Source organism: Paenibacillus sp. DS2015 (assembly GCF_050433705.1).
In the GTDB taxonomy this organism is placed as follows: Bacteria; Bacillota; Bacilli; order Paenibacillales; family Paenibacillaceae; genus Paenibacillus_AQ.
Map to the genome: position 1 here is coordinate 175861 of NZ_JBNPWS010000004.1, position 26833 is coordinate 202693.

The 26833-nt window shown below is 40.7% G+C and carries 27 protein-coding genes; 7 read left to right on the forward strand and 20 right to left on the reverse strand.

The genetic code is table 11. The annotated features are described in order from the left end of the window. The 5 genes from J2T13_RS05870 to leuB all read right to left on the reverse strand — a co-directional run bounded on the left by J2T13_RS05870 (window position 1) and on the right by leuB (window position 4898). Window positions 1-972 carry an AAA family ATPase gene (locus J2T13_RS05870; RefSeq protein ID WP_429369245.1) on the reverse strand — a complete coding sequence of 324 codons (972 nt, stop codon included), beginning with the start codon at window positions 970-972 and terminating at the stop codon, window positions 1-3. Between the two features lie 165 nt (window positions 973-1137). Next, entirely contained in the window at window positions 1138-2241 is a 1104-nt protein-coding gene (locus J2T13_RS05875; protein ID WP_429369247.1) for an ATP-binding protein, read from the reverse strand. Window positions 2242-2486: 245 nt separating this feature from the next. Next, the gene (locus tag J2T13_RS05880; protein ID WP_429369249.1) at window positions 2487-2894 is read right to left on the reverse strand and encodes a hypothetical protein; all 408 of its coding nucleotides are present in this window, start codon (window positions 2892-2894) and stop codon (window positions 2487-2489) included. A gap of 226 nt (window positions 2895-3120) precedes the next feature. After that, window positions 3121-3660, reverse strand: a complete 540-nt coding sequence (locus J2T13_RS05885) for a peroxiredoxin (RefSeq protein ID WP_429369250.1) — start codon at window positions 3658-3660, stop codon at window positions 3121-3123. A 158-nt stretch (window positions 3661-3818) separates the two neighbouring features. After that, on the reverse strand, window positions 3819-4898 hold the full coding sequence (gene leuB / locus J2T13_RS05890; protein ID WP_429369252.1) for a 3-isopropylmalate dehydrogenase: 1080 nt from the start codon (window positions 4896-4898) through the stop codon (window positions 3819-3821). A 267-nt stretch (window positions 4899-5165) separates the two neighbouring features. Here leuB and J2T13_RS05895 point away from each other — a divergent pair, with 267 nt between their 5' ends. Further along, the gene (locus J2T13_RS05895) at window positions 5166-6146 is read left to right on the forward strand and encodes an aldo/keto reductase (protein ID WP_429369254.1); all 981 of its coding nucleotides are present in this window, start codon (window positions 5166-5168) and stop codon (window positions 6144-6146) included. 82 nt (window positions 6147-6228) lie between these two features. On the opposite strand, the gene J2T13_RS05900 is transcribed toward J2T13_RS05895, so the two are convergent. The 4 genes from J2T13_RS05900 to ilvB form a co-directional block, all read right to left on the reverse strand. Then, entirely contained in the window at window positions 6229-7746 is a 1518-nt protein-coding gene (locus J2T13_RS05900) for a 2-isopropylmalate synthase (RefSeq protein ID WP_429369256.1), read from the reverse strand. A gap of 191 nt (window positions 7747-7937) precedes the next feature. Further along, window positions 7938-8933, reverse strand: a complete 996-nt coding sequence (gene ilvC / locus J2T13_RS05905) for a ketol-acid reductoisomerase (protein ID WP_429369258.1) — start codon at window positions 8931-8933, stop codon at window positions 7938-7940. Window positions 8934-9070: 137 nt separating this feature from the next. Then, window positions 9071-9559, reverse strand: a complete 489-nt coding sequence (ilvN, locus tag J2T13_RS05910) for an acetolactate synthase small subunit (protein WP_429369260.1) — start codon at window positions 9557-9559, stop codon at window positions 9071-9073. Further along, window positions 9556-11304, reverse strand: coding sequence for a biosynthetic-type acetolactate synthase large subunit (gene ilvB / locus J2T13_RS05915; RefSeq protein WP_429369262.1), 1749 nt, complete (start codon window positions 11302-11304; stop codon window positions 9556-9558). Before ilvB ends, ilvN begins: the two co-directional genes overlap by 4 nt. Before the next feature lie 565 nt (window positions 11305-11869). Between ilvB and J2T13_RS05920 the strand changes: the two genes are divergently transcribed. After that, the gene (locus J2T13_RS05920) at window positions 11870-12313 is read left to right on the forward strand and encodes a GNAT family N-acetyltransferase (protein ID WP_429369264.1); all 444 of its coding nucleotides are present in this window, start codon (window positions 11870-11872) and stop codon (window positions 12311-12313) included. 8 nt (window positions 12314-12321) lie between these two features. Here the strand turns inward: J2T13_RS05920 and J2T13_RS05925 are convergent, their stop codons facing one another. From J2T13_RS05925 to J2T13_RS05965, 9 genes are all read right to left on the reverse strand, one after another. Beyond that, window positions 12322-12669, reverse strand: coding sequence for a hypothetical protein (locus J2T13_RS05925; RefSeq protein ID WP_429369266.1), 348 nt, complete (start codon window positions 12667-12669; stop codon window positions 12322-12324). Between the two features lie 200 nt (window positions 12670-12869). Continuing rightward, on the reverse strand, window positions 12870-13832 hold the full coding sequence (locus tag J2T13_RS05930) for an ABC transporter permease (RefSeq protein ID WP_429369268.1): 963 nt from the start codon (window positions 13830-13832) through the stop codon (window positions 12870-12872). Next, window positions 13833-14912, reverse strand: a complete 1080-nt coding sequence (locus J2T13_RS05935) for an ABC transporter permease (RefSeq protein WP_429369270.1) — start codon at window positions 14910-14912, stop codon at window positions 13833-13835. It lies immediately after the preceding gene. Continuing rightward, entirely contained in the window at window positions 14905-16446 is a 1542-nt protein-coding gene (locus J2T13_RS05940) for an ABC transporter ATP-binding protein (RefSeq protein WP_429369445.1), read from the reverse strand. The genes J2T13_RS05935 and J2T13_RS05940 overlap by 8 nt, the downstream gene beginning before the upstream one ends. A gap of 131 nt (window positions 16447-16577) precedes the next feature. Beyond that, window positions 16578-17627, reverse strand: coding sequence for a BMP family lipoprotein (locus J2T13_RS05945; RefSeq protein WP_429369447.1), 1050 nt, complete (start codon window positions 17625-17627; stop codon window positions 16578-16580). A gap of 272 nt (window positions 17628-17899) precedes the next feature. Continuing rightward, window positions 17900-18259, reverse strand: a complete 360-nt coding sequence (gene rplT, locus J2T13_RS05950; RefSeq protein WP_429369272.1) for a 50S ribosomal protein L20 — start codon at window positions 18257-18259, stop codon at window positions 17900-17902. Window positions 18260-18289: 30 nt separating this feature from the next. After that, a complete protein-coding gene (gene rpmI / locus J2T13_RS05955) occupies window positions 18290-18490 on the reverse strand; it encodes a 50S ribosomal protein L35 (protein WP_044878148.1) in 201 nt (66 codons plus the stop codon). An 18-nt stretch (window positions 18491-18508) separates the two neighbouring features. Then, window positions 18509-19006: a translation initiation factor IF-3 gene (gene infC, locus J2T13_RS05960; RefSeq protein ID WP_429369274.1), complete on the reverse strand. Its 498-nt coding sequence runs from the start codon at window positions 19004-19006 to the stop codon at window positions 18509-18511. Window positions 19007-19284: 278 nt separating this feature from the next. Next, complete coding sequence (locus J2T13_RS05965; RefSeq protein ID WP_429369276.1) at window positions 19285-20523, reverse strand: glycosyltransferase family 2 protein; 1239 nt, start codon at window positions 20521-20523, stop codon at window positions 19285-19287. A gap of 592 nt (window positions 20524-21115) precedes the next feature. Between J2T13_RS05965 and J2T13_RS05970 the strand changes: the two genes are divergently transcribed. Next, window positions 21116-21643, forward strand: a complete 528-nt coding sequence (locus J2T13_RS05970; RefSeq protein ID WP_429369278.1) for a phosphatase PAP2 family protein — start codon at window positions 21116-21118, stop codon at window positions 21641-21643. A 51-nt stretch (window positions 21644-21694) separates the two neighbouring features. Next, complete coding sequence (locus J2T13_RS05975) at window positions 21695-22828, forward strand: MGDG synthase family glycosyltransferase (protein ID WP_429369280.1); 1134 nt, start codon at window positions 21695-21697, stop codon at window positions 22826-22828. A 36-nt stretch (window positions 22829-22864) separates the two neighbouring features. Here the strand turns inward: J2T13_RS05975 and trmB are convergent, their stop codons facing one another. Both trmB and J2T13_RS05985 read right to left on the reverse strand, forming a co-directional pair. Continuing rightward, window positions 22865-23632, reverse strand: a complete 768-nt coding sequence (gene trmB, locus J2T13_RS05980; RefSeq protein WP_429369282.1) for a tRNA (guanosine(46)-N7)-methyltransferase TrmB — start codon at window positions 23630-23632, stop codon at window positions 22865-22867. Window positions 23633-23839: 207 nt separating this feature from the next. Beyond that, window positions 23840-24028: a hypothetical protein gene (locus J2T13_RS05985; protein ID WP_429369284.1), complete on the reverse strand. Its 189-nt coding sequence runs from the start codon at window positions 24026-24028 to the stop codon at window positions 23840-23842. Window positions 24029-24275: 247 nt separating this feature from the next. On the opposite strand from J2T13_RS05985, the gene J2T13_RS05990 reads away from it, so the two are divergent. From J2T13_RS05990 to J2T13_RS06000, 3 genes are read left to right on the forward strand one after another with little or no spacing between them, the layout of a single operon-like run. After that, window positions 24276-25229 carry a TIGR01212 family radical SAM protein gene (locus tag J2T13_RS05990; RefSeq protein WP_429369286.1) on the forward strand — a complete coding sequence of 318 codons (954 nt, stop codon included), beginning with the start codon at window positions 24276-24278 and terminating at the stop codon, window positions 25227-25229. Between the two features lies 1 nt (window position 25230). Next, window positions 25231-25812: a class I SAM-dependent methyltransferase gene (locus tag J2T13_RS05995; protein WP_429369288.1), complete on the forward strand. Its 582-nt coding sequence runs from the start codon at window positions 25231-25233 to the stop codon at window positions 25810-25812. Window positions 25813-25838: 26 nt separating this feature from the next. Next, the gene (locus J2T13_RS06000; RefSeq protein ID WP_429369290.1) at window positions 25839-26807 is read left to right on the forward strand and encodes a type I phosphomannose isomerase catalytic subunit; all 969 of its coding nucleotides are present in this window, start codon (window positions 25839-25841) and stop codon (window positions 26805-26807) included. Window positions 26808-26833 lie beyond the last annotated feature (26 nt).

Sequence of the window (26833 nt, forward strand, 5' to 3'; positions counted from 1 at the left end):
CTATTTCACGCTGCTTTCCAATTGATCTTCACTAGGAACAGGAAGACCCTCTATAATTTCCATTAATAACTTTTCAGCCCGCCCAGCTTGCTGTTGGAGACGGTTACGGAATACTAGCCTATGACTCAGGACATAGGGTGCAAGCGCTTTAATATCATCCGGCAATACGTAGTCCCGGCCATAGATAGCAGCTCTAGCCTGTACCGCTCTTACCAGAGCCTGTGACCCTCGTGGGCTAACTCCAAGTACCAGATCATTATGCTGTCTGGTAGACTCGCAAAGGTTAACGATATAGCGCAGTAAATCTTCATGAATGTGAACAGTCTTATAAGATTCTTGCATATCCATAATCTGCTTGAGAGTCACCACAGGTTGAATGAAATTTGCAGTATCATCTTTGGCAGTGGTACGCCGTAGAATTTCAACACCTTCTTCTGTCGAAGGATACCCTAACTTCATCCTGATCATAAACCGATCCATCTGTGCCTCTGGCAGTGGAAATGTCCCTTGATTATCGATAGGGTTCTGAGTAGCAAGTACGATAAAAGGTCTACCTAATGGATGTGTCTTTCCATCTACACTTATTTGACGCTCCTCCATGCATTCAAGCAGACTGGATTGAGTTCTCGGTGTAGCCCGATTAATCTCATCTGCTAGTACTAAATTAGCAAATAAGGGGCCTGGACGAAAGTTAAACTCGCCTTCCTTTTGATTATAGAAATGTATCCCGGTTAAATCCGATGTCAGTAAGTCAGGCGTAAATTGGATACGTTGAAACGTACATCCCATAGAAGCCGATATCGTTTTCGCTAGAAGTGTCTTCCCGGTTCCTGGTACATCTTCTAAGAGCACATGCCCCGATGCAATAAGCGCCGTTAAGAGTAGCTCGATCTCATTTTCTTTACCCACAATAACACGACCAACATTGTGCTTGAGTTCGTTAGCTAACACTTGAATTTGCTTTACTTCCATTTTTACAACTCCCTAGGTAACCGATTAGATTCTCGGTTGCTCGTAGATTACTCTTATCCTACACTAGGGTCATTATATCATTCGACAGAGCACGATTTCAGCATGAGAAAGAGAAAAAGGTGATATTCCCATGAACAAGCGAAAGTATCACTTCTATCCATACAACTAAACCTTTGGAAGTGAGATGATAAACTCTGTCCCTTCCCCTGCTGTACTATTTACAGAAATAAATCCACCATGATTCTTGATGATTCGATAACTCACAGAGAGACCAAGCCCCGTACCACTAAGCTTTGTTGTAAAAAAGGGATCAAACAGTCTAGCCAGTGTGTTATGATCCATACCCTTGCCATTGTCAGAAATATGAATATAAGCGTTGTCGAGGTCTTCTTTCACTTCAAGATTAATAATTCCTATATGATAATGACCTAAATCACTAATAGCATCCAGAGCATTCTTAATTATGTTGAGTATCACTTGTTTAATTTGCTTCACGTCAACTGATATATTCAATGCAGATTGTCCCTCATGAAGGACGATTTCACACCCCTTCAAAAGGGCTTCACTTTCTGTTAACAATACAACTTCTTTCAATAAAGGTAAGACAGGAACGGTGATAGTCTGAGGGGCAGAGGGCTTAGAGGAGTTTAGAAATTCACATATGATGTCATTGGCCCGATCAATTTCCATTAGAATAATTCGTGCATATTCATCCTTACCCAATTGGAGTAAATGTGGGCGAAGTAACTGAATGAAACCTCGAATAGCTGTAAGTGGGTTGCGAATTTCATGAGCGATGGATGCTGAGATTTTGCCCAGCATAGCTAATTTATCATTCTGATATGCTGTCTGTTCAATTTGCTTATGATCGGATACATCCTTAGCACTAATTAAATAATCACCATCCATTTGATCTCCATAAGTGACTGTCAATAACCAATAGCGTCCATTCTCATCACTTAATTCATGGTATCTTTTTTTATAAATAATAGTCTCTTTATATATACGTAGAATCTTCCTTTTATTAAACCGACCCATCTGTGAGTGACGTATGATTTGCGTTAAACTGCACCCCCTAATTGAACTACGAGAAACGCCTAACAACCTAGCCATTTGTACATTGATAAAGGTCAACATTCCGTTCCTGTCAAAGAGAATAATCCCGCTGTCAAGATGCTCCAATATATTCTCATATTTATCTTTAACCAGCTGGGTCGTTTGAAGAACTTGAAAGGACTTTACTATTGTTTCCTGAATTTCACTCAACACGATTGTTCCTCCCCTATCTGGAATAAATGATTTATACTATGCACGTTCACCTCTGTCGGAATTGAATCCTCTCTGCTATTTTATTTTCTAGTCAATCATAGACATTGAGAATGATCAGCGTCAATCAGAGAAACTGTCGAAAAAGAAGGAAAAGTGAAAATAATCCATTTTTCTCAAAAAATAATAAAAAAACCTCTGCATTAGCAGAAGTTTTGATTGGTTATGTCATTATATTTTAACGAAAATTATGCCTTATGCTGTAATCGTAATCTTCTCTGGCTCATCACAGCTAATCTTTGTTTAAGCTCTCTTTCCCACTTCTCATCCTCGATCAGTTTAGCTACTGAGAGTAAATCCAGCGCCATATCAATCTGATTCTGAACAATGCTCGTAGGATCTTCCGTTTCTCGGTTTACCACATTCTCAAAGATGGTCTCTTCATCCTCCATGACATAGTCTTGGAAGTCCACTTCAAAAGCTCCATCTCCATGTGCATATTCTGCCAGAATTTCATATTCGTTCTCCACTTTATAATGAACCTCTACCCGGTGGCAGACCGGACAAAAAAGTAGGGGAACATTATGGACTTGAGTGCGGTAATGCTTTAACGTTCCTTTCGTACCAACCATACTCGCTCCACAGCAAAAACTCATTGTAGTTCACCCTCCTCTGATATCCACCGTTACTCCTAATTTAAATTATTCGCTATTGAAGCAGACAATTCCTTTTTCTTAGTACATTGTATGCTATATATCAACTGGATTTGTCCGACTAAAAACTATTTTTATGGAGTAGATGAAAAACCCCCTTTAACCAGCAACTTTTGCAGGCAAGGGGGATGATATTAGAATCAAAGAACAGTAAATTGATAATTAAAAACTATAGGTTCTTGTCACCTGGTTTCCAGTTCATTGCACACAGTCCACCTGATTGTAGAGCTTGAAGAACACGAATAGTTTCTTCTACACTACGACCTACATCGTTATGGTTAACGACTTGATATTTCAATTCACCTTCAGGATCGATAATGAATAGACCACGAAGTGCAATACCCTCTTCTTCAATAAGAATGCCGTAATCACTAGCGACCTTCTTCGTAATATCAGAAGCTAATGGAAAGTTAATATTACCTAGTCCATTATAATCTCTAGGAGTCGTTAGCCATGCTTTGTGGCTGTGAATAGAATCTGTGCTAGCACCCAATACTTCTGCATCTAATGATTTAAATTGATCATAAGCGTCACTTAGTGCTGTAATTTCAGTTGGGCATACAAATGTGAAGTCCAATGGATAAAAGAAAAGCACTAACCATTTCCCTTTATAATCGGACAAACTTACTTTACTGAAATCTTTACCATCACCTGTTACTGTCTCCATTGTAAAGTCTGGAGCTTGTCTACCTACTAAACGTTCTGCCATGCTTAATTCCTCCTCTAAAATATGTAAGAGAAGCATAAAGTTTCTCTTGTTAGATGTAGTTAAGAATCACACGTGGATTCTACTTTTCAAATGTTATCATCCAGTGAATTCAAAGTCAAGATTATATCCATTATTTTTTTATAATTATTATAATTAAGCTATTTTTTCATTGCTGCAACGATTAGATCGCCCATTTGGCCTGTTCCGATAGCTTTGCTCTTATCCACCGCAATATCGCTCGTCCGATGACCTGCATTTAATACTTCAGCTACAGCCGCTTCAATCGAATCTGCTGCATCACTATATCCAAAGGTTAGACGGAACATAAGTGCGACTGACAATATTGTCGCAATCGGGTTAGCTAATTCTTGGCCCGCGATATCAGGTGCAGAACCATGTACCGGTTCGTATAATCCGTAGCTACCTTCACCCATAGATGCCGATGACAACATGCCAATAGAACCTGTTAGCATAGCCGCTTCATCACTTAGAATATCACCGAACATATTCTCAGTTACGATAACATCAAAACTTGCTGGACGGCGTAGTAACTGCATAGCACAGTTATCTACAAGAATGTGCTCTAGCTCAACATCTGGATATTCAGGTGCAACACGGTTCACTACTTCGCGCCATAGACGAGAGGTTTCAAGAACGTTTGCTTTATCTACGGATGCTAACTTCTTACGACGTTTTTGTGCGATTTCAAAAGCCTGGCGAACAATACGCTCTATTTCCATAACATTGTATGCGCATGTATCTACCGCTTCTTCCCCATGTTCGCTTTCGCGTCTGAATTTCTCACCGAAATAAATACCACCTGTCAATTCACGTACAACCATCAGGTCTGTACCTTCAAGCACTTCTGGTTTCAATGTCGAAGCATCTTTCAAACAATCAAACACGACAGCTGGACGAAGGTTAGAGAAAAGTCCAAGCTCTTTACGAATACCAAGCAATCCTGTCTCTGGGCGAAGTTCTTTAGAGTTATTGTCCCATTTAGGTCCACCCACCGCCCCTAGAAGAACAGCATCAGCCTTCTTACAAATATCAAGTGTATCTTGTGGCAATGGTGTTCCTCTCTCATCAATGGCAATTCCACCGAATAATGCATGCTCTGTTTCAAAAGAATAACCAAATAATTCCTCAGAACGTTTCAATACTTTTTCTGCTTCTGCAACAACCTCTGGCCCAATACCGTCTCCTGAAATGATCGCTATCTTCTTAACTACTGACATCATCATCGCTCCTTGTCTATTTAACTACACGAATTGAATTCACTTCTTATTATTGTTACATACTTACAATGTATTGACAAAGATATAGAATCTATGAGATTGATAGTTTTAACCTATAAGAGCAATACAAAAGTACCATGCCTAGGGTGAAAAACAACCTATTCCTATATACCCTATGTCATTTGCGGTCCATTAGCATCTCCGTTACAATGATACAGTAGAGTCTAAGAAACCGCATTCACTATCCATAATAAGGAGTTGAACGATTTGCAATATACATCTCTTGGTAAATCAGGTATGAAAGTAAGTAAGCTCTGTCTTGGAACCATGAATTTTGGTCCTCATACAGATGAAAAAGAAGCATTCCGTATGATGGATGCTGCACTAGACGCTGGTATTAATTTCTTTGACACCGCTGATGTTTATGGTTGGGGGGAGAATTCAGGACTAACAGAAGAAATTATTGGCCGTTGGTTCAAACAAGGAGGTGGTCGCCGTGAAAAGGTCGTCCTCGCTACTAAAGTATATGGTTCTATGAGTGACCCTTTGGATGGCCCCAATGATGAGGCAGGATTATCTGCCTACAAGATTCGTCGTCATCTTGAAGGTTCGCTCCGCCGACTTCAAACGGATCATATCGAATTATATCAAATGCATCATGTCGACCGTAGCGTGTCATGGGATGAGCTATGGGGAGCATTCGAGCTTGCTGTAAACCAAGGAAAAATTGGCTATGTTGGTTCAAGTAATTTTGCAGGATGGGATATTGCCGTTGCTCAGGGTGAAGCCAAGAGTCGTCGCTTCCTAGGACTCGTTGCAGAACAACATAAATACAGCTTAACTTGTCGCCTTCCTGAACTTGAGGTTCTACCTGCAGCACAAAGTCTTGGTCTGGGCATTATTCCTTGGAGCCCACTTGACGGTGGATTGCTTGGACGCAATGCATTAATGAAACTGCAGAACACTCGCAGCGGTGGTGACAATAAACGTATTGAACAATATCGCACACAGCTTGAAGCATTTGCTGAGTTATGTAATGAACTTGGAGAGCCACAAGACAATGTTGCATTAGCATGGCTGTTACATAATCCAGCAGTAACGGCCCCAATTACTGGACCACGTACGCTTGAACAGCTTGAAAGCTCATTACACTGCCTCAATATTCATCTCGATGAATCCGTTATGAAGCGTCTAGATGAAATATTCCCTGGTCCTGGTGGGGCTGCACCTAAGGCTTACGCTTGGTAAAAATGAATAACAAATAAGACAGACGCAGCATGATTAGGTCATGCTGCGTCTGTCTTATTCTTCTTGGATCACGAAAAGTCAATTACAATGTGTTCCGCTTCTCGATCAATTTATTTACAGCATCCACGTAAGCACGTGCACTAGCTTCGAGAATATCAGTGCTTAATCCACGTCCCTGTGCTGCAATATCATTCTGCGCCAGAACAACGTGTACTTCGCCCAGTGCATCTTTACCTTGTGAAACGGATTTAATTGAATAATCCTCAAGTCTCACTTCTTCTTGGGTAGCTTTATCTATAGCATTGTAGATTGCATCTACCGATCCATTTCCTTCAGCTTCCTCAATAATGACTTGATTCTCTTCTTTTAAGATGTGTACTTTAGCTGTGGGTACAGATTCATTACCATAAGTAACATATATCGTCTCCAACTTAAATACTTCCGGTGTATCAATCAATCTCTCTTCCAATAGAGCAAGAAGATCGTCATCAGATACTTCCTTCTTCTTATCCGCAAGTTCTTTGAACTTAGCAAAAGCATTATTTAATTGCTGGTCCTCTAACTTATACCCGAGTTCGTCCAATTTCTCACGGAATGCATGCCGTCCCGAATGCTTACCAAGAACAAGTTTACTTTCCTTAAGGCCAATGGATTCAGGTGTCATAATCTCATACGTTGTCTTTTCCTTCAACATACCATCCTGATGAATGCCCGACTCATGGGCAAATGCGTTAGCGCCGACAATAGCTTTATTACCTGGAACAACCATCCCTGTTAGCTTACTAACAAGTCTACTTGTACGAGCAATTTCAGACAATTTCAAGGATGTCGTTGCATTGAAAAATTCCTGACGCGTTGCTAAAGCCATAGCTACTTCTTCAATCGCAGTATTTCCGGCTCGCTCACCAATGCCATTAATGGTACCTTCAATCTGATCGGCCCCATTCTGAATAGCTGCAAGCGTATTCGCCGTGGCCATACCTAAATCATTATGGCAATGAGCGCTTAGCTGTATTTTCTCAACGTCAGGTACATTTTCCTTAACATACTTGAATATGGCCCCATACTCAGCTGGATTCAGATATCCTACTGTATCCGGAATATTAACAACAGAAGCGCCTTCTCTTATAGCCATCCCTACCATTTCAGCTACAAAATCAAGCTCGGTACGTCCTGCGTCCTCTAGTGAAAACTCCACCTTAGAGAAATACTTCTTCGCATAACGGATTGAAGATTGTGCAGTCTCAAGTACCTGTTTCTTATCCATTCGTAACTTATGCTTGCGATGAATTGGAGAAGTCGCCAGAAAGATGTGAATACATGGATCTTGGGCTCCTTGCAATGCTTGGCGAACAGCCTCAATATCTGTTTCACGAGATCTTGAGAGACCAATCACGGTCACATCCTTGACAGCCTTTGCTACAGCATTAACCGCTGCTAAATCGCCAGGCGAAGCCGCTGGAAAACCAGCTTCCATTCGATCAATGCCTAGTTTTTCAAGTTGGTATGCAATCTCTACCTTTTCACGGGTATTTAAGTTCACGCCCGGAGATTGTTCTCCATCTCTCAGCGTAGTGTCAAAAACATATATTTTGCGCACTACTGGCACCTCCTACAAATAATAATATGTCCATAGAAACTTCCAATGCGGCTCACGCATGTGCACGGCCGCATTGGATTAAGGTTATACTGCTTTAACCCTCCAACGCCTTAAAGTATAGGCTTGGCAATAAGAAGGTAGCATGTTGTGGATTATAGATTTTAATTAAACGAACTCAGCAATGATCAATATTACTTCTTATCAATCCAATGCATCATTTCACGTAGTTGTGCTCCCACAACTTCGATAGGGTGATTAGCTTCATTACGACGAGTTGCTGTCATGAAAGCATTGTTAGATTGGTTCTCAAGGATAAAGTCACGTGCGAATTTACCTTCTTGAATATCTGTCAATACAGCTTTCATTGCTTTCTTCGTTTCATCTGTCACTACACGTGGACCTGTAACATAGTCACCGTACTCTGCAGTGTTAGAAATTGAATCACGCATGTTAGCCATTCCGCCTTCATAGATCATATCAACGATAAGTTTCATTTCATGCAAACATTCGAAGTATGCCATTTCAGGTGCATATCCAGCTTCTGTCAAAGTTTCGAAACCTGCTTTAATTAGAGCCGTTACACCACCACATAGTACAGCTTGTTCACCGAACAAATCTGTTTCTGTTTCTTCACGGAAAGAAGTTTCAATAACTCCAGCGCGTGTACAACCGATACCTTTAGCATAAGCGAGACCGATTTCTTTGGCATTACCTGTTGCATCTTGTTCAATTGCGATCAATCCAGGAACTCCAAAACCTTCTACATAAGTACGACGAACCATGTGTCCTGGTGATTTAGGAGCGATTAGAAGTACATCAGTACCCTTAGGTGCAGTGATTTGTCCGAAGTGGATATTGAAGCCGTGTGAGAACATCAATGCTGCGCCTTCTTTAAGGTTCGGTTCAATATCATTGCGATATACAGATGCTTGAGTTTCATCAGGCATAAGGATTTGTACAACATCAGCACGACGAGTTGCTTCAGCTACTGAAAGAACTTCAAAACCATCATTTTTAGCCTTTTCGAATGATTTACCTTCACGTAGACCAATAACAACACTCAATCCACTATCTCGTAGGTTTTGTGCTTGTGCATGACCTTGGCTACCGTAACCGATAACCGCCACTGTTTTGCCTTTCAATACGCTAAGCTCTGCATCTTTTTCATAATAAGTTGTAACTGCCATTTTATAAGTCCTCCTTTAATTTTTAAAAAACCCTTCATAAAGAGCGGGTGGTTCAAAGGTTCATAACCTTCTTACTTATGAGCCTCTCAAGCCCCCGCTCTTTATGCGGGGATTACATATTTATTTCAGCACCTTCATTAAACATTACCACGAATCATAGCAGTAACTCCGGTGCGTGACAACTCACGAATACCGTAAGGCTTCAACAATTCAATCATCGCGTCAATTTTAATCGTATCTCCAACCACTTGTACCATCATACTATCACTACCAATATCCACTACAGATGCACGGAACGTTTCAACTACACCCATAATTTCTGGACGTTCTGATGTTTCTGATTTTACTTTGATCAAGGCTAGCTCACGAGCTACCATTGGTTTAGAGCCCAGATTAATAACCTTAATGACGTCAATCAGTTTGTAGAGCTGTTTCTCAATCTGTTCTAGTGTTGTGTCATCACCAATTGTGACAATGACCATACGTGATAGTCCAACTTCTTCAGATTGACCTACTGTAATACTTTCAATGTTGAATCCTCTGCGGCCAAACAATCCAGAAACTCGTTGTAACACACCTGGTTGATCATTTACAAGGACAGCAATCGTATGTCTCATACTACTCATACTGATTCATCTCCCATCAACATTTGATCAATAGTCGAGCCCTGCGCAACCATTGGGTAGACATTCTCATACTTCTCTACTATAAATTCCACCACAACCGGCCCCGGAGTATCAAGAGCCTCCTGCCATACCTTACGTGCTTCTTCTTTATTGCTTGCTCGAAGTCCCTTCACGCCATAAGCTTCAGCCAGTTTCACGAAGTCTGGGCTTCCAGCAAGATCGATGTGACTGTAACGAGTATCGTAAATAAGTTCTTGCCATTGGCGTACCATTCCAAGCACCTGATTATTAATAATTACGATTTTTACAGGAATATTGTTAATCGCACATATCGCTAATTCTTGGGAACACATTTGAATGCCCCCATCTCCATTGATGGAGATAACCAGACGTTCCGGCTCTGCCATCTGAGCACCTATTGCAGAAGGAAGACCAAAGCCCATAGTTCCTAGTCCGCCAGATGTAATCCATGATCTTGGTTTATTGAACTTATAGTATTGGGCCGCCCACATTTGATGTTGTCCAACATCCGTGGTAACAATCGCTTCACCTTTGGTAGTTTCATTAAGCATCTCAATAACCCACTGTGGTTTCAATACTTCTTCAGAATCTTTATATCTAAAAGGTTGCTCAAGTTTCCATTGTTTAACTTGCGCTCTCCAAGCATCTGCTTTGTCTGTACGCTTCACATCACTATTGATCATCTCTAGTGTCGTCTTCACATCGCCTACGATGGGAATATCTGTCGGGACATTCTTGCCTATTTCAGCAGGATCAATGTCAATATGGACAATCTTGGCTAACGGTGCGAATCCATTCAATTTCCCTGTCACACGGTCATCGAAGCGCGCTCCAATATTGATCAACAGATCACATTGCTGTATAGCGTGATTCGAACCATACGTTCCATGCATTCCGGGCATTCCTGTCCATAACTCATGTCCACTTGGGAATGCTCCAAGTCCCAGTAGTGTAGTCGTAATTGGAATTTCAGTTTTGGTAACGAACTCGTGAAGAGCTTCATGTGCTCCTGAGTATATAACTCCGCCACCTGCAAGAATAAATGGACGCTCTGCTTGCTCGATAGCTGCAACTAGCTTATCCAACTGTAATTTATTAGGTACTGTCCGTGGGTTGTATCCTCGAAGATTGATGGACTCACCTGGTTGGAATAATGTTTTGGCTGCAGATACATCTTTCGGAATATCGATTAGCACAGGTCCTTTACGGCCGGTTGATGCGATATGAAAGGCTTCATGAATGATTCTTGGTAAATCCTCAACGTCTCTTACCAAGTAGCTGTGTTTCGTGATCGGCATGGTAATACCTGTAATATCTGCCTCTTGGAATGCATCTGTCCCAATTAGGGTTGTCGCAACGTTACCTGTGATCACTACCATAGGTACGGAGTCCATATATGCAGTAGCAATACCAGTCACTAAATTCGTTGCCCCAGGTCCAGAAGTAGCTATACATACGCCAACTTTTCCACTTGCTCGTGCATATCCATCCGCAGCATGGATGGCCCCTTGTTCATGTCGGGTCAGTACATGCTTGAAATCATCAAATCCATACATCGCGTCATAAATATAAAGTACGGCGCCACCAGGATAACCAAAGACACATTCAACACCTTCAAGTAAAAGACTACGTAACAATATCTCCGAGCCACTAATGACTTCCGGTTTCATCCATTTTTCTCGTAATTGTTCTGTAGACTGTTTTTCTGGAATTTGCTCACTCATTAGTCATCCCCCTCTCAAGATTACAACCATGTATCATGTACTTAAAACAAAAAAACCTTCCATCCTCCACAACAGACTTCTCTCTGTGTGAGGGACGAAAGGTTGTCGCTTCCGTGGTACCACCCATTTTTGCTCTGTATTTCGCAATACAAAGCCTTATCAGGTATAACTTCTTATACCTAAGGTCTGTAACGGGGACCAATCGATTCTCCCTAATAAACATGATTGCCTTTCAGGAGAACAGCTCCGAGGTGAGCTCGTATAAAAGGGATTTTGGTGGAGGTTGCAGCAAATCCTCACACTCTCTGAACAAAAGAGCCCTTTAAACTTCTTCCTCTTCATTGCCGATGCATATATTCTCGTTAAAATGTTACAAACATTATATGATTCATCGACCACTATAGTCAATACCCATATTTTTAATAAAAAATAAACTCACTCTAATATGCTTCGTTTCTGCTGAAATATTAGCACACAGTTTACCTTTTCATACATATGATGGATTGAATTTATCTGCAGGTGAGAGTTCAAAAAGTCGTTTGTTTAAGAAAGGAGGAACAACGGTATGATCCGCTATCGAAGACCTAAACAGGATGATGCTGTCATTATGCATTTAATTGAAACAGAGCTTGTCCCTCTATCAAGTATGACTCCCAAACAACTTGATGAGACAAAAAAAGAACTACCAAAAAGATTGAGTCAAGGTGTCACTTTAGTGGCCTCCCCTTACTATGAAGCAGATGCCTTAGGTTTCGTCCATTTCATGTTACATGGCGATTTATTATACATTGATATGTTGGCCGTTGCACCCGCCGCGAAGCGTAAACGTTGGGGAAATTTACTTATGGTTCATGCAGAACGCTTTGCGAATTCCCGCGGATGCAAACGATCCAAACTAATGGTGGATACAGTTAATTCAAGCGGGCTCGCCTTTTATTCTAAGTTAGGCTATTCTACAATCCGCCTACACAGCAGTAGTCAATCCTATGAACTCGAGAAATTCCTGTAATCATTCATTTAGAAGAAAAACGGATTATGTCCTCCGCTATTATACCCTGCGTATCCACCATATCCCGGCCCTGGTCCTACTGGTCCTATTGGTCCTGGCCCTGCATAAGGAGCACCATATCCATATCCATAACCAGCACCAACAAACGGCGCTGTACCGACTGCTAATAAATCGAATAAGACTAGTGGGATGATTGCTTTAGTCTGTACCTTCTTTCCAACGCTTCGCTGCAGAATAAGACGATTCCCCGATATACGCACCAACCTACCCGTAACCATGCTACCATTTTTCCTAGTGGCCACAATATTTTTCCCTAACCATTTCTGCGCTTCTGCCTTACTCACATGACCTTTCATGTAATCCCTCCTCTCGTCCGTTTCATCACAGTCTATTCCAGTAAATCTTGAACCGCTTGTTCCATAGCCCTTAAGTAGCCGAACTACACAAATATGATTTATAGATTCAAATGATCATTCACACAAAAAAAACCACATCCCTTGATAGGAATGTAGCTTAAAAACTATAAATATATTTATTCTTTTCTACATTGCAATCTTTATCGTTTGCCCGGATCGTAAGGTTCACCTAACGCAGACGGAGCAGAGGATCTTCCTACTGCTGCAACAAGCACAATAATAGTTAACACATACGGTAGCATGTAGATAAACTCTTGTGGAACATTTTGAGACCATTCGAACAGACGAACATAATTGCCGATCGCCTGAGAAAATCCAAAAAATACAGCCGCACCGAAAGCACCTATGGGATTCCATTTCCCAAAAATAACGGCGGCTATGGCAATAAACCCTTGACCCGAAATCGTATTATGGGTAAAGACACTTGTCGTCGTTAACGTTACTGTCGCCCCACCTAAAGCCGCTAATGCACCGCTCATCATAACGCCGATATAACGCATCCGATTCACCTTAACTCCTACAGTATCTGCAGCACTTGGGTGCTCACCTACTGCACGCAAACGCATACCGAACGGGGTTTTGAATAGTACGTAATAAGAAATGATTACAACTGCAACCGCAATATAAGTCGTTGGATAATGATGAAAGAAAATTTCACCAATTAATGGTATTTTAGACAGTCCAAAGAAATCTGTTTTAACAAATACTTCCGTCAGACGCGTTGTCTCTCCCTCGCCGTTGAACAGAAGTCTAACCATGTAGAGAGTACTCCCTGCGGCTAGAAAGTTAATAACTACCCCACTGACTACTTGATTAGCTTTGAATGTTATAGACGCTACTGCATGGATTAGAGAAGCAATAATCCCTAAGACTATAGCTGCTAACAGACCAATATAGGGAGAGGCGGGACCCATGCCTGCCCCTTCAGCATAATAAGTGGCTACAGCGGCCGCAAAAGCCCCAAAGGTCATTAATCCCTCGATTCCGATATTAACAACACCGGAACGTTCCGAGAAAACCCCTCCCATAGACGCAAAGATAAGCGCAGTCGAGAAAACGAGTGCCGTGTTGATCAATTGGCCGAGCGTTGTTATCCAATCCATTTACAACACCTTCTCTTTCTTGCGTTTGAGATAGATAGGTTTAAGTACCCAGCGCACAATACCTTGTGCGGCAATAAAGAATATGATGGAACCTATCACAATTCGGATAAGCTCTGGAGGTACATCCGCACCGAAACTCATGCCGTCAGAACCATAAGTTAATGTTCCAAACAAACCAGCTCCGAGTAATATACCGAAGGGATGACTCATCCCAATTAGAGATACCGCTATTCCATCAAATCCAACTCCTGGACTTCCTGACATAATGGTTTGGTAATGGAAAACTCCCAAGACCTGAAACGCTCCTCCAAGACCTGCAAAAACACCACTAACAAACATAGCTTTGACAATATTTCCACTTACATTCATCCCTGCATATTCTGCAGCATGTGGATTCTGTCCAACCGCTCTAAGCTCAAAACCTTGTTTACTCTTCCACATATACACATAAAAGAATACTGCAGCTAATACTGCAATCCCTGTTCCCAAGTGCATACGAGCATCACTAAACATGACGGACAGCCAATCCATAGAAATAGATGCTGTAGGTTGAATCTCCATCGATCTTTGTTGACCTTTAAGGAGCATGAAATTATTTACCATATAATTTCCTAAATACAACGCTGTCCAGTTTAACATAATGCAGACTATAACCTCATTCACACCACGCTTGGCCTTTAAATAACCAGCAATGCCTGCCCATAATCCTCCACATATACCCCCTACGATGATAGCAAGCGGAGCATGAATTAGGGTTGGAAGACCTGTAACTTTAATGCCGACAAAAGAAGCAGCAGTCATTCCTATGATATATTGACCCTCTGCACCAATATTGAATAGACCTGCACGAGCAGCAAAACCAACGGCAAGACCTGTCATAACTAGCGGTGTAATCTCACGAATGGTCTCTCCAAAATCATAGCTACTTCCAAAAACAGATGATAACAATGAACTATAAGCTACGATGGGATCATAACCACCCAATAGCATAATTAGAGCACCGACAATAAGGCCAAATATTACAGCAACAATAGGAATAATCAGGCTATCTAAGGTGAAAATTTTGAGTATTTTATTCATATCCCTTACCTCCTGACGCCGTGCTACCAGACATCATTAAACCTAGTTGCTGATCATTGGTTTCTTCAGGAAATACTTCTCCGACAATTCGACCTTCATAGATCACTAATATTCGATCCGATACATTCATAATTTCATCTAGTTCAAAAGATATGAGCAGTACAGCTTTACCTTGATCACGTTGAGATATGAGTTGTTGCTGTACAAATTCAATAGCACCTACGTCCAAGCCACGCGTAGGCTGAGCAGCAATAAGCAATTCTGGATTCTTATCTATTTCCCGGGCTATAATCGCTTTTTGTTGATTCCCTCCAGATAAGGACCTAGCTTTTGTTTCCGTACTAGGTGTTCTTACATCAAACCGTTTAATCAAACGTTCAGCCTGTTCTGTAATCGCATGCTGATTTAGAAAACCGCTTTTATTGTAAGGGGCCTTATAATAAGTTTCTAGCACCATATTGTCGCCCACAGAAAAATCAAGGACGAGTCCATGTTTATGTCGGTCTTCAGGAATATGTGAGACACCACTCTCAGTAATCTGACGCGGCTTCCAATTCGTAATGTCAGTGTCCATCATTGTGACTGTTCCACTGTCTACTTTTCTGAGTCCTGTTAAGGCTTCAATTAATTCGCTTTGACCATTGCCATCAACACCAGCAATACCCAATATTTCTCCTGCCTTGACTTCCATAGTAAGACCATTTAGAACAGAAAGGTTATCTTTGCTCTTCATCTTCAAATCTTGCACTCTAAGTACAGCTTCACCAGGAGAAGCAGGCTTCTTGTCTACCTTAAATGAAACACTACGGCCGACCATCATTTCCGCAAGTGTGTTAGGATTTGTATCCTCAGTCTTTACTGAATTGATCACCTTGCCGCGTCGGATAATAGTCACTGTATCAGAGATCTGCATAATCTCTTTCAACTTATGAGTAATCAGAATAATTGATTTACCCTCTTCTACCAAACGTCTCATAATGTTCATTAATTCAGTAATTTCCTGTGGTGTTAATACAGCAGTAGGCTCATCAAAAATGAGAATGTCTGCACCCCGATAAAGCGTCTTTAATATTTCTACACGTTGTTGCATACCTACAGAAATATCTTGAATCTTTGCGTTCGGATTCACTTTCAACCCGTACTGATCCGAGAGACTTTTAATCTTGGCCACTGCTGTTTTATAATCAACATGGATGCCAAGCTTCTTTGGCTCTTTACCAAGAATAATATTCTCAGTGACTGTGAAGGGTTGTACTAGCTTGAAATGCTGATGCACCATCCCAATTCCTAAAGTAATTGCCTTATTGGGACTATCAATAACTACAGTCTCACCATTTAGTTCAATAGTACCTTCATCAGGCTGGTACAGTCCAAACAAAATATTCATTAATGTGGACTTACCTGCACCATTTTCTCCTAGGAGAGCGTGGATCTCTCCCTTTTGCAACTTTAAGCTAATGGAGTCGTTGGCAATGATGCCTGGAAAGCGTTTTGTAATTTGCTTTAACTCAACGACAGGGGTTGCTGCATCCATGAGATCACCCTTATTCCTTATTTTCATTTATCGGCTGACACGTAAGAACAAGGCCAGTCATAACAACCAGCCTTGTCCTGAAATACTATTAGAGCTCTACAGTAAAGCTTCAAATCAAGATGATTTAATGCTTATTTTTTTTCTTCTTCTTCTCCATCAGGTACAATAATTTCACCGCTAACAATCTTAGCTTTATATTCTTCTACTTTAGCTAGGATATCAGCAGGAACATTCTTCGATGATGTATCTGCAATACCTACACCATCGTCTTTAAGAGTAAGTGTTTCAATACCACCTTTAAATGTACCATCAATGACTTCTTGAGATACTTTCTTCACCGCTTGGTCTACACGTTTAACCATAGATGTTAATGTAACTTCATCACCAAACTCTATGGATTGGTCTTTATCTACACCAATAACCCATACTTTTTCTCCTGCTTTAACACGCGCAGTAGCTTCGTTAAATACACCCGTACCTGTTGCTCCAGCAGCGTGGAAAATAATATCTACACCATCATTATACATGGTTGCAGCTGCAGCTTTACCTTGATCAGGCTTATCAAAAGCACCTGTATAGTTAATGGTCACTTTAGCATCTGGATTAACAGCTTTTACGCCAGCTTCGAATCCAGCCGCGAAACGAACTATTACCGGAATCTTTGATCCGCCAACGAAACCAATTTTGTCAGAGGTAGTCATTAAACCTGCAACAACACCAACTAAGAAGGATCCTTCATGTTCAGCAAAAGTAACAGATTTCACGTTAGGTGCATCAACAACACCATCAATAATGGCAAGTTTAGCATCCGGGTTCTTATCAGCTACTTCTTTCACTGCATCACCAAGGTCAAATCCAATTCCCCAAGTAAGATCATATGAATCCTTAACAAATTTGTTAAGGTTTGGGATATAATTGTCAGGTGATTTACTTTGTAGATATTGTACTTCTGCTGTACCTTCTGTCTTCAAAGCTTGAAGAGCTTCCCACGCAGATTGGTTGAACGATTTGTCGTTCACTCCACCTACGTCTGTTACCATTCCTAGTTTAACAACTTTTGTGGTCTCTCCAGTCGTTCCACTGCCCTCTGTTGTTGTCTTTTCTTCATTCTTACCACAGCCAGCAAGAACTACTGACAATGCTAATACCATGACCAGTGATAAATTAAATAATTTTTTCATCATTATTCCCCCTTAAGAATTGAGTCCTTAGTATACAACATTCTTATCAACATGAAAATTATACAATTTACTACCCATAAAATCTAGTCTAAACGTAAATTAATATAACATATTTTTTAACTAAACTCACCTTGTAAGCGCTTAATTGTCCACAAGGTAACATTTGTCGTTAATTTCGCGTTACTAAAATTGACATCGTATGCTGGTTTTGGAATGTTTTATTCTTCTCAGTAAAAAAACCGCCGATTATGGCGGTTTTTAGAATTATATAATTACGCGTTAATTTTTTCTTTAGCTGCTGAAGCAATAGAGTTGAAAGCAGGAAGATCATGTACTGCCAAATCAGCAAGCATCTTACGGTTAACGTCGATACCAGCCAATTTCAAACCATGCATCATTTTGCTATAAGACAAGCCATTCAAACGAGCTGCCGCATTGATACGAACGATCCATAATCTACGGAAGTTACGTTTGTTCTGACGACGGTCACGGTATGCGTATACCAATGATTTCATCACTTGTTCATTTGCTGTTTTAAAAATACGGTGTTTGGATCCAAAATAACCTTTAGCGAGTTTCAATACTTTCTTATGTCTACGACGAACTACAAATCCGCCTTTTACTCTTGCCATATTCGTAAACCTCCCAATAAGTGTTGTTAATTATTTTAAGTTAGATAAACCTTGTTTCAAACGTTTTACATCTCCTGGAGCCATGACTGGGTTTGTACCAAGTACACGTTTTTGACGTTTGGATTTATGAGACAAAAGATGGTTTTTGAAAGCTTTGTAACGCATTACTTTACCAGTTCCGGTAATCTTGAAGCGACCTTTAAGGCTGCTATGTGTTTTCATTTTAGGCATTATATTTCCTCCTCGGGATTATTGTGGCTTAGAAGCCAAAATCATAATCATGCTGCGACCCTCGAGCTTAGGAAAACGCTCAACTACGGAATACTCAGCAACTTCTTCCTTCACACGTTCCAGAATTTTCTGGCCTATGCTTGCATGTGCAATTTCGCGACCACGGAATCTCACAGAGCATTTCACTTTGTCGCCTTCTTTTAAGAATTTAACAACATTGCGTAGCTTAGTTTGATAATCGTGTTCATCAATGTTAGCTCTGAACCATACTTCTTTGATATCCACAATTTTCTGGTTCTTACGAGCTTCTTTCTCTTTCTTCTGTTGTTCATAGCGGAACTTACCGTAATCCATGATACGACATACCGGCGGTTTAGCCTGAGGCGCCATATTCACCAAATCGAGATTAAGATCCGTTGCCATCTGCAGTGCTTCACGTATCGGTGTAATACCGATTTGTTCTCCTTCTGCGCCTACCAAGCGGACCTCTTTGGCCCGAATTTCGTCATTGATCATATGTTCCTTACTGATAACCGTCCACCTCCAGATTCTTTCTTCATCTATAGTTTATTGTGAAAACAAAATAAAGGGATGCTGGTTCAATCTACCAGCATCCCATATTGATCAATAGTTCATGAAATATTACATTCATAAATCATTGGATCAAATACCAGCCGATGTTAATCGGTCAGGTGAGAAGCCGGTGCTTCTGCTTAAATCCAAATATTCTTTTAACGTACTGAAATAATATATCACACAGCCTATTGATTGTCAATTCTTTTCTCAATAAAGTTTTAAACTTGTTTGCTTTGAACCTCTTCTAATCTTACCACGCGCGTATGCTCCGTATGGCTCCATTGTTTGTTGTTCTGTGTGAAGAAGGCGTAGAACGTGATTGGATACCAAGATAACAAATATATTGGGAACAGGATTAGATAAGCATACACCTTCTTGAAGGTAATCTTTTCTAGAGCCATGGCCGCCAAGAACGTAAGAACATTAGCTCCCACTGCTACAAAACTTAACCATAAAGGTAAATACCCGTATAGATTAGCAATGTTAGGTCCATTAAACAAAACTGCGTCTACACCCATAATTGCTGTCATAAGGAACGTTAGCAACACGATGTATACATTTACGCCGTAAAGCGCTAAGTCAAACTTAACAAGGCTCCGTTCTTTAATACTTTGCCATAGTAACGGAAAGAAATATCGACGTGCCACGGTAAAGTGACCTTGCATCCAACGAAGGCGTTGTCTAGAGGAAGCTTTGAATGTTAAAGGCTTCTCATCAAATACTTTGGCATCGTAATTGAATTTTGGATAAATCCCTCTTTGTACACTGCGCATCGTAAATTCTAAATCTTCAACGAGGCTCGTTGCCCCCCAACCCATTTCTTTCAGCATCATAGTCTCGAAACACATTCCTGTGCCTCCTAAGAAATTGGCCATATTCATATTATGACGAGAAAGCTGCCATAACCGATTAATGTACCAATAAGAAATACCATAGGCAGCTGTAATCCACGAATCCTCAGGATTCTTCGTATCAATGTAACCCTGAATGACACGTGCTCCACCGTTCAGATCATCATTCATTTCACTCAAGAAATTCGGAGCAGCTAAATTATCTGCATCAAACATGACAACTGCATCATATTGACGAGGCATATTCCATAGTTCTTTCAACATCCATTCAATCGCATAACCTTTACCTCGAAGATTAGTATTCGTACGGACACAAGCTTGAACACCATGCTGACGTACAATATCTGCAGTGGTATCTGTGCAATTATCGCAAATTACGAATACATCGTATAATTCTTTCGGGTAATCTAAATTTTTCAAATTCTCTATTAGAGCCCCAACAACCTGTTCTTCATTATGCGCCGCAACCAACACGGCAAATGATTTGGTAGCAGGAAAATGATCTTTCTTTTTCTTCCTGTACATACCAAATAGAGAGAACACGAATTGGTACACACCAACCACGGCCAAGACAAGTTGGAGCGCGATAAACAAGGCGTCCATCATAATTCTCTATACCCCCTTTTTCAACCCTTTTACATCTTAATTTCTATCTCTAGTTTTTCTTTTGTTCTTTCTGCACTCTTTCCCTTATGACCCTTTTTAAACATGTGAATTTAAATGCCATATTTGATTCTGTATGTTTTTGACGTTTTTGTCAAAATCCCTATAGCGCCATCTAAGTCAAAAAAACGAATAATAATTGGGTTCTACAGCTCCTGTAAGCTTTCAGCCTCCAAATCGTGAGACCTAGTTCTTATTTTCATCACTTTGCTACCTTTTTATTTCTAAAGTCCCCCCTTATTTTAAATTTACTATTCTAAATAGTATTATCTATATAAAACATACGAAATAAACAATGGATTTTGATTCTATCCTATAATTTAAACTGAATCGTTTGCATTTGAACCATTGTACGTGTTAAATAGGGTGAAAGTCAAAGAACCAGCATTCTCCCTATATCCGATTTAGTGTCTAAATTGAAATTAATTTCAATTATAACTATGATAAAATGGATGATGTATGTAAAGATTAATAAGTACTGTAGCCCACTACCGGACGCAATCTTGATACGTTCAGGCAATAGCGGAGGAATGGCATGAAACGTTTATTCTTGAGACTTCAATTATGGGACCGACAGTTATTCCAATGGATCAACGGACGGCTTCATAACCGCTTTCTTAATTTTTGGTTATACCATCTCACCTTCATGGGCGGAGCATTCTTTACGATTAGTCTTAGTCTGTTGACTTGGATATTCTCTCCTATTCCCTGGAGTACGGCCGGCTCGCAAGCCGCAGTTGCACTTGCAGTCAGCCACATTCCTGTAGCCATAGCCAAGAAAATATATCCACGTGTTAGGCCATATATTGCCTTACCCGATAGTAGAACATTTCGCAATCCTTTAAGTGATTATTCTTTTCCATCTGGTCATACTACAGCGGCTTTTGCCACTGCGCTTCCTTTCATGCTGTCATTTCCAAATTTCGCAGCATTCTTTTGTAGCCTCAGTTTATTAGTTGGGTTCTCACGGATATATCTAGGATTGCACTACCCTTCGGATGTTCTTGCAGGTATGGCCATTGGAAGTTCTGTAGCGACTATGACTGTTGCAATATGGACCTAAAGTCGATATGGTAAGATTATGAAAACCCTTGTAGGAATAGGTGAAAGAAAAGTGACGAAAAAAAGAGTTTTATTATTGTCTGAAGGTTTTGGTGCAGGGCATACCCAAGCTGCCTATGCTCTCTCCAGCAGTTTACGTAAACTTTCGCCGGATATTCAGACAAAGGTGCTTGAGCTCGGTAGCTTCCTAAATCCAAGAGTTGCTCCTTTAATTATAACGGCCTATAAAAAAACGATCATTTCGCAACCCCGTCTTATCGGAATGATGTATAGACACCAATATAAAAAATCACTCAATAAGTTTACTACTTTAGCACTACATCGTATCTTTTACACACATACCAAAAATATTGTGAATCAGCTACGGCCAGATATCATTGTCTGTACCCACCCCATCCCTAGTGCAGTCATTTCTCGGTTAAAGAGGCTTGGTATTAATGTGCCCTTATGTACGGTTATTACTGATTATGATGCGCATGGTACATGGATCAGTCCTGAAGTTGATCAGTTCCTAGTCTCTACACCTGAAGTGAAATATAAACTTATGAGCCGTGGCGTACCTTTGTTGAATATTCAGGTGACAGGCATTCCAGTACACCCCAATTTTTGGGAGCACCCCAGTAAAGAACATATTCGGGAAGAATTTAAGCTACTCGATATGCCTACAGTACTAGTCATGGCTGGCGGCTGGGGAATCATCAGTGATGACATCATTAATAACACCCTAATAAGGTGGGCCGATGACATTCAAATTATTTTTTGTCTTGGAAACAATGATAAGATCCGTAGCCAAATGGAAAATATCCAACAATATAAACATCCAAATATCCATTTACTTGGATTCACTCGTGAAGTTGATAAACTTATGGAAATTTCCGATATGCTGATTACAAAGCCAGGGGGTATGACTTGTTCGGAAGGATTAGCCAAGGGCATACCCATGCTGTTCCACCACCCTCTGCCCGGACAGGAAGAGGAGAACAGTCAGTATCTTACTGCACAGGGATTTGGTGAACCTATCACCTCCCCTGAGATTATTATCAAGTGGATGAATAAACTCATTCATGAATATGATCAGATCAAGTCCCGTCGTAATGAACATCTAGAACAAATTGCCAAGTACCATCCTATGCAAAGTGCTCAAAGCATTATTGATATGCTTGAATTAAACAAGGTGCCCTCCTAATAAAAAAGAGGGCACCTTGTTTTATGGTTTTTGAGATCAATTCACTACTTCATTAACAACCTCAGATTCAATCAAAGCTGGTTTATTCTCATTGAGACGATACTTGTGCATCTTCCCCTCATGATACCGTTGCAATGCAACCTCACCCACAATCACTTCGCATCGATGAATTTGCATCCCCTTACCTACGAACTTGGATTCATATTCTGTCATCACATTCCATTCCTGAATACCTTCTCTGTGAAGATTCAATGAGATGTTGTTCATCTGAAGACCATAATCAGCAAACGAATTTAATGAGAATTCAAATAACGTCTCGGAGTCTGTTTTAAGATGGATTTCACCGTTAGGATTCAGAAATGATACATATTTCTCTAAAAAACGAGGGTGAGTTAGGCGACGTCTTGCATGCTTACTTTTAGGCCAAGGATCACTAAAATTAAGATATACACGTTCAAGTTCACCTGGGGTGAATACTTCTTCAGCATATTCAACATTAGCCAAAGCCAATCGAAGATTGGGAGGAAGCTCTATTTGACGTTCAGACCAAGCCGCAATCGCTTTCTCGCTGGCACGGCGAACTAATTCATCGTACATGTCGATTCCTATGAAATTAATATCTGGGTTATTATAACTCATTCCACTAATAAATTGACCTTTGCCCATTCCGAATTCAACATGAATTGGATTGTCATTCCCAAATAAAGCCGCCCATTTCCCTTTATGCTTTCGAGGATCCAAAATAACTAGTTCTTTCTGTTCCTCCAGGCTTTCCCGGATTCCTTTTCTTCCACGTAAACGCATGTCATACCTCCACTTTCATTTCTATAAGGGAATCATCCCGTAAGGTTAAATAGTCACTTATTGCAATATTGTGCCGAACTTATCGACAAATGTAAAGCGTAATATGATATATGACCAAAGAAAAAAGAATTCCAATTCCCCTTAATCAGGAGATTATAGAATTCCGTTTCCTACATTTATATTTGGAATTGGGGTCCAACAATTTGATTATTCACAGTCTGGTGAGTTGGCATGCTCGAATTCGAATGTCTTCTCAAATGCAATGCGAATCTTACGCCGGGCAGTCGCCTTCACTTCATGGTTTCCATTAAATCCTACACCCGTTAACGCAAGTGCTTCATCTGGTGTAAGTTGTACCGAGATGTTCTTACCTTCTAATTGAGCTATTGAATTCATGAATATCACCTCACGGTATTATTGTGTTCCATGACGCCATGAAATTTGAATTCTTATATTATTATACCCTCTAAGATGCTGTTTTAATCTAATAAAAATATAACATAAAATGTAAGTTGTATCAAGGAGCATATCTGCTTATTTAAGCCTTTTATTCCACAGTTCCAACATTAACTTTTATCCTTTTTTTTGTTACAATGGATGATGTGTATATATTTTAGACAAAGTGCTTCAAGAAGGAGTCCTCATGAATTATTCAGCTGTTCCTACCCCACTTCTGTGGAATGATAAAAAATTTCATACTTGGAATTACGAAATGCACCAACAATTTAATGATAAAGTCTTTAAGGTCATGCTTGATGCTGGATTTACTTGTCCCAATCGCGACGGTTCCACTTCTAAAGGCGGATGTACTTTCTGTAGTGCTCGAGGATCAGGCGATTTCGCAGGTAGTCGACGCGACGACCTCGTGACCCAATTTAACACCATTCGTGATAAGCAACATTTAAAGTGGCCTAATGCTCAGTATATTGGCTATTTCCAAGCTTATACAAACACTTATGCTCCTGTAGAACAGTTAAGAGAATACTTTGAAGTTATTCTGGAACAGCCTGGTGTAGTCGGTTTGTCCATCGCGACAAGACCTGACTGCTTACCGGATGATGTTGTCGAATATTTAGCAGAATTGAACGAGCGAACCTACCTATGGGTGGAAATGGGACTTCAGACCATTCATGATTCTACCTCCGAGCTTATCAATCGTGCTCACGATACACAATGCTATATTGATGCAGTAGCTAAACTACGCAAACACAATATTCGTGTCTGCACACATATCATCTACGGCCTTCCAGGCGAAGATCATGAGATGATGCTAGATACTGGACGTGCTGTAGCACAAATGGATGTTCAGGGTATAAAGATCCACTTACTTCACCTAATGCGCAAAACACCTATGGTGAAACAATATGAGGCAGGCCTACTCCGTTTCTTAGAGAAAGATGAGTACGTCAAATTAATTGTCGATACTTTAGAGATTTTGCCTCCCGAAATGGTCGTTCATCGATTAACAGGCGATGCGCCACGCGACCTACTGATTGGCCCCATGTGGAGCCTTAAAAAGTGGGAAGTTCTAAATGCCTTCGATGATGAACTAAAACGCCGTAATTCATGGCAAGGAAAGTATTGGAGGAAAGATTGATATGGGCTTCCTTTCCGTTCTTAGCTTTGCCCACAAACTAGTCTCAGAGCGGGTTGCTTCTGGAGACATCGTGGTGGATGCCACGATTGGAACGGGTACAGACACACTGTTCTTAGCACGCTCGGTTGGACCTCGTGGACATGTGTTCGGATTTGATATCCAACGAGAAGCATTGATTCTCACTCAACAAAGACTAGATCATAATGCCAATACGCCTCTGTCCCCTGTCACATTGTTCGCTCAAAGTCATGCTGATATGATCACCACTATACCCATTCAGCATCACGGTCATCTCACTGCTGTCATGTTCAATCTTGGATACTTACCTTCAGGAACGTCAGATAAACACATCATTACGATGACAGACAGCAGTATCGTGGCCCTTGACACAGCACTATCCCTACTGAAACCCGGTGGTATTATTACTGTAGTACTGTATCCAGGTCATCCGGGTGGCGAGCAAGAAGCTGCTGCTGTAACGGCCTGGGCTTCTCATATAGAACAATCTGTAGCACAAACTATTATTTATAGGCAATTACAACGTTCAGATTCACCCTATGCCATAGCGCTAGAGAAAAAATAAAAAGAATACCGAGAGGAAGATCATTCATGACTAATCCTTACCCGTTAAGATTTCAACCTGAATTTAAAGAAAGAGTATGGGGAGGACGTGCTCTAGAGCAATTTGGACTTGATATTCCTGAAGGACACATTGGTGAGGGCTGGATGATCGCTGATCATCCAAACGGCACAACTACTGTAAATAACGGTGAGCTTGCAGGGCAAGGACTTGATCAAATTCGCGAACAATATGGCAAAGAGTGGTTTGGAACTAGAGGCTTTTCCGAAATAAACGGACGATTCCCACTACTCATTAAACTATTGGATTGTAACGATGATTTATCTATTCAAGTTCATCCTACAGATGAATATAATGGATTGCCAGAGGGTGAATTGGGCAAAACAGAAATGTGGTATGTTCTAGATGCTAAACCGGGAGCTACGATTATTTATGGTTTAAATGATGGCGTTACAAAGGAAAGCTTAGCAGAAGCATTACATCAAGGAACTGTCCTCGACTCTCTAAGAGAAGTTCCTGTCTCCACTGGTGATACCTTCTATATCCCTGCAGGCACTGTCCACGCCCTATGTGCGGGAGTCGTCGTTGCCGAAATTCAACAGAATTCGGATACAACCTATCGCCTATTTGACTACAATCGTCCAGGATTGGACGGAAAGCCTCGTGATCTTCACATTGAAGATTCATTAAATGTTATTGCCTTTGAAGGATCGGGAGCTACCATGATGAAGACGGATATAACGCAAGCTGGCGAATGGCTTCAACTCGCACACTCACCTTATTTTGTAGTTGAGAAAGGGCTTGTATCTGGAAATTGGAAGCTGGCGACTCAGCCTGAGAGTTTCACCATTCTCGTTATTTGTGAAGGAAGTGGTACCCTTAATTGGGCTGGCGGATCACAAAATTACACCGCAGGTGAATGCTTCCTTCTTCCTGCTAATTTAGATCAATATGAGCTTGACGGAAATGCTACAGTGCTTCGTTCATACTTACCTTAATTGTAATTATTTAAAGCAGGTGCCTG